At 52.0% G+C, this 4068-nt stretch carries 5 protein-coding genes and 3 pseudogenes; 4 read left to right on the forward strand and 4 right to left on the reverse strand.

Annotated features, from left to right (window positions below):
* Positions 1-140: pseudogene (locus tag BW934_RS15600) on the reverse strand ((2Fe-2S)-binding protein); the annotation flags it as partial.
* Between the two features lie 385 nt (positions 141-525).
* Here BW934_RS15600 and BW934_RS14515 point away from each other — a divergent pair.
* A complete protein-coding gene (locus BW934_RS14515; protein ID WP_076349299.1) occupies positions 526-810 on the forward strand; it encodes a contact-dependent growth inhibition system immunity protein in 285 nt (94 codons plus the stop codon).
* Positions 811-925: 115 nt separating this feature from the next.
* Here the strand turns inward: BW934_RS14515 and BW934_RS14520 are convergent, their stop codons facing one another.
* Complete coding sequence (locus BW934_RS14520) at positions 926-1282, reverse strand: hypothetical protein (RefSeq protein ID WP_076349301.1); 357 nt, start codon at positions 1280-1282, stop codon at positions 926-928.
* Between the two features lie 49 nt (positions 1283-1331).
* Between BW934_RS14520 and BW934_RS14910 the strand changes: the two genes are divergently transcribed.
* A complete protein-coding gene (locus BW934_RS14910; RefSeq protein WP_143232701.1) occupies positions 1332-1550 on the forward strand; it encodes a hypothetical protein in 219 nt (72 codons plus the stop codon).
* Between the two features lie 445 nt (positions 1551-1995).
* Here the strand turns inward: BW934_RS14910 and BW934_RS15290 are convergent.
* Both BW934_RS15290 and tnpB read right to left on the reverse strand, forming a co-directional pair.
* Positions 1996-2130: pseudogene (locus BW934_RS15290) on the reverse strand (transposase domain-containing protein); the annotation flags it as partial.
* Positions 2131-2189: 59 nt separating this feature from the next.
* Entirely contained in the window at positions 2190-2435 is a 246-nt protein-coding gene (tnpB, locus tag BW934_RS15540) for an IS66 family insertion sequence element accessory protein TnpB (protein ID WP_076349303.1), read from the reverse strand.
* 1149 nt (positions 2436-3584) lie between these two features.
* Here tnpB and BW934_RS14915 point away from each other — a divergent pair.
* Entirely contained in the window at positions 3585-3938 is a 354-nt protein-coding gene (locus tag BW934_RS14915; protein ID WP_143232702.1) for a hypothetical protein, read from the forward strand.
* Positions 3929-4068, forward strand: a pseudogene (locus tag BW934_RS15605) ((2Fe-2S)-binding protein); the annotation flags it as partial. The gene BW934_RS14915 and the pseudogene BW934_RS15605, both read left to right, overlap by 10 nt.

The following is a 4068-nucleotide window of genomic DNA, read 5'->3' on the forward strand; positions in this document are numbered from 1 at the left end:
TGCGTGTCCAATTCGGCTTCAAGCATTTCTTGGACGGTGCTCGCGAAAAGATCCTTGAGCATGCTTTGGACGTCGTGAATATCCTTCAACTTGCCTTCTCGAATGAGTTGACGGATTTGCTCCTTGGATATCAGTTCCATGTACGTTCACTCCCCTTGTAGACTCCCACTCCTGGGTTCGGGGAGTTTACACAGTTCATTTTACACTCTCCGTATAAAGCGTCAATTGCTTCTATAATAACTTCATTCTCGTTTCTTTTTATTGACTCCGAAGTGGCGGACCAGTCGTTGGAGTCGGTAGCTCTGTCATCTCAGCCTTTTCGTTCGGCGAGTCCTCCTCGTCATTCGACTCGACTTACCGCGACCGACGAGAAACGGACGATGATGGATGCTGGTGTGCCAGCGCGGCATCGGAGCTTTGTTGCCCCGGTTGCCGCACCTCACCCGCGAATATCGCTTCGACAATGGTGCCGAAGAACTGTAGATGAGGCGAAACCTCCTATCCAATTAAGTGAGGAGGATTATTTTGAAAGCTGAATTTGAAGAGAGATTGAAAAATTTCCTGGGTGGTTATTGGCACCAAGATGTCGCATCGACCGAGAGCGGATTGCAAGAAGTGTTTATGGAACACTCAACTGAGCAGATACGCGAACTTATCGAAATTATAAAGGAATTCTTGGGTGGACCAGATGATCCTAGCTATAAGAGATCGTTTATCGATTATTGGGCGGATGGTGTGGTCTTCGAAGATCCAATAGAGTGGTTGAGAGGTATATTGAAGAAGATGTCCGAGTATATTCATTTGGAATGAGCAAAACTGAAAGTCCCGTTTGTTTTAAACTTAGTTTCTATCAAAGGTTGTTTTTAATAACTGAGGGTTTCGCCGAATGACTCCTGCGTGCCGCCTGTTCGGCGAGTCCTCCTCGTCAGTCGATTCGAGTTACCGCGACCGACGAGAAACGGATCATGATGGGCGCGTGTGCCCGCGCGGCATCGGGAGTGTTTGTTGTCCCGGTTGCGGCAACATCACCCGCAAATATCGCTTTGACAATGGTGCCGAAGAACTGTAGATGAGGCGAACGCGGACCGTTGTCGTACGTCTGTTCCAGACGGAGGACCTGGAACGCGTCACCGCGGGATACAAAGCGATCCCCGACATTGCGAGGCAGTGCGACGAGCAGATCCGGCAAGAACGGGCGGCTGAACGCGCGCGACAAGCAGAGCAGCAATCTCCGCAAGCGGCCATGGCCCGCGCCGCAGAGGAAGAGGGACAGCGTGATCATCTGTAAACACGTTATCATCATCGGATAAGAAACAAAAGGAGGGGTGATCATGAAGAAAGCGGCAGAACAACTTGAAGTGATGTATAAAGCAGGAGTTGGGATTATATCTACAGCACTATTATTTTGGCTTCTCGATTCAATTCCTTGGATCGAACAACATGCAAGATGGTATATAGCAGGACTGGCTTGTGCTTCTTTAGCCACGTGTGCCGTAATAGTAAGTATTGCTTGCGTGAGATTTATAATTTTCTACAGGAAACGTATGTAAATGGGCGGTTGCGTTGGCAAGCGAGTGTCCCGTCATGAGATCCAAAGTAGCTTAACAACTGTATAACATGTATCGTACTATTATGGTCGTGGTGGCAGCTGGATTCGGTTTCGTTTTTCTAAACTTGATCCCATGGGTTCATACACACTTGGTCTGGCTAACTTGGTGGCTTCTCGCCGCGATGGGTGTTTGTTGTGGAACACTGCTGTCAACATCGGCTTAAAACTCCCCAAAAAATCGCACTGGATTCCCAAAAACAGCGGATTCGATTCCTCAAAATCATCGCGTTTCGTTCCCCACACATACGTTCGCTTCTCTCTTGACTCCCGAGAATGCATGCGTAACGTAAGCGTCAAACCGAACACACCTTGCGAGGCATCCGCTCGGTCGCCGACCATGTGGAGCAAAGCCCCGCCACAACTGCAACGGGGCTCGTCAGCATGTCTTATTTCCGGATCCCAGTATGAGCTGGTAGCGTCTCTGACCATGGCCACAACGCGGCCATGGCAGTTTTGTCATCCGTGTCCATGTTCAGCAGCTTCTCGAACAGGTACTCCAAGTAGGCAAAAGGATTCAGGCCGCCCGACCAGCAGTCAGCGCAATTGCCTGCGGTTGACGAGAATGGTGCCGCCAGCATCATCAATGGGCCACTGAAATCGGACGCGTTCCAGCCGTCGATAGTGAACCCAAAAGCCGTTGTGGTCCCTTGTGCGGGATCTTGAACTTATCCCGCTGACGATTGCAGAACACGAACAAGCATGGAGAGAACGGGTCAAGTTGGAACTGCTCCTGAACGAGCGCAGCGAGTCCGTCGATAGACTTACGCATATCTGTGGCACCACACGCCAGGTATACGCGTCCCTCGGTCGCCCACTCGGTGAGCATGTCGTCATCAGCACCTGCACCACCTGTCGCAGTAGCAGTGGATCAAATCCTGGTTTGATCTCGATCTCGACATTGCTCACATGCAACACGACCGTGTCCGTGCTGGGTATGGGCGATTCATCTACCTGCACGGACAGCCATCGGACAGACGAAGTCCTTTCCACGGGGCGGTCGTCCGAGAACTTCCGCAGCCAGAGTGCAATGGATGCGGTGGAATACCACGAGCAGCACCCCACGCTGCGACGCTTTGGCCGCTGGCCCGAAACTCGGCGGGCGACCCGTTGTTCCCATTGCTCACGTAACTCTTGTCTTGACACCCAGAGCACCCTCCTCGGTCCGTTTTGAGACCATTACCCGGTCTCGCCCGCACCGCGGCGAGGTGTGCTCGGTTTGACGCTTACGGAGGACCTGAAACGCGCCATCGCGGAATACAAGGCGAACCCCGACAGGGCGAGGCAGGTGGTGTTGATGGTGAGGTAAATCGGACACCGGGAGAGTGACCACATAAGCGCGGAGGATCCTCCATCCATAAATGGACTTCCTGCTTGACGTTGTGAGAACATTTCGTAAAGATCGATTATGTCAGGGGGCCACATCCATTTCTGGTGAGGCAGGATCCGCATCAGACCCTATGCGGTAGCCGAGGATTGGTATGCATCGAGTCACACGGCGTATCACGAAACATCGTCAAGAACGGGAGAAGCGAACCGTGTGACGCCTCGGCCGCAGGACGCGATGTGAAGTCGGAGACAGAACCGTCGGTGTCGTTGGCGCCCGTGCACATCACAATTTCGGATGAGGCGTATCGGCTCTACTCGCAGTATTTTAATTGCGGAAGCGCGGATGACGAACGCAGCGTGAAATCGACCAGGGATGCTGTTGAACGGTCGACTTCTTATGTGGTGAGTCGAGCACAAGCGGCGTACTCGCAGGCGCAAGCTCATGCGAATGTGTTTGAGTCTACGAAGGCGTAGGATGACGCGGCGCACGAGCAGGGGAAAACGGAAGGTGCGTGAGTCATCGGGTGGTGACAAGACAGATCATTGGATCGAAGATGTTGCGAAGGTGGCTGGATGAATTTCTGCAGGTGCAGCGACCGCAGTAGTACTGACCGCATGGAATCCGGAGGTTGCAGAGGTTGCTGAATCTGTGTCATTTATTGCAGGGGTAGTAGCTGTAACTGCAGATGGGGTTTTAGCCTTTGAGGGAAAGCAAAGCCCGGCTACAGTTGGCTTAGATATAGCTGCGCTTGTTCCGTCACTTGGAGTATTGAAAGAAGGTAAGGAAATTGTGGCAGGAGTAAAAGACATATCACACACCATCCAACACGCAAACGAACACTTTCAGGTGATCGAAGAGCAGTGGAAGGCCGTGCGCAACATTTACGGTGATCTTGGAGGCGCCACTGTTTCCATAGCTAGCAGAGAGTGTAAAATGAACTGTGTAAACTCCCCGAACCCAGGAGTGGGAGTCTACAAGGGGAGTGAACGTACATGGAACTGATATCCAAGGAGCAAATCCGTCAACTCATTCGAGAAGGCAAGTTGAAGGATATTCACGACGTCCAAAGCATGCTCAAGGATCTTTTCGCGAGCACCGTCCAAGAAATGCTTGAAGCCGAATTGGACACGCA

Source organism: Alicyclobacillus vulcanalis, assembly GCF_900156755.1.
In the GTDB taxonomy this organism is placed as follows: domain Bacteria; phylum Bacillota; class Bacilli; order Alicyclobacillales; family Alicyclobacillaceae; genus Alicyclobacillus; species Alicyclobacillus vulcanalis.

Bases quoted from the DNA above. Each gene is read 5' to 3' on its own strand.
- BW934_RS14520 (WP_076349301.1), bottom strand. From the start codon at position 1,282: ATGATCACGCTGTCCCTCTTCCTCTGCGGCGCGGGCCATGGCCGCTTG.
- tnpB (WP_076349303.1), bottom strand. From the start codon at position 2,435: ATGCTCACCGAGTGGGCGACCGAGGGACGCGTATACCTGGCGTGTGGT.
- BW934_RS14910 (WP_143232701.1), top strand. From the start codon at position 1,332: ATGAAGAAAGCGGCAGAACAACTTGAAGTGATGTATAAAGCAGGAGTT.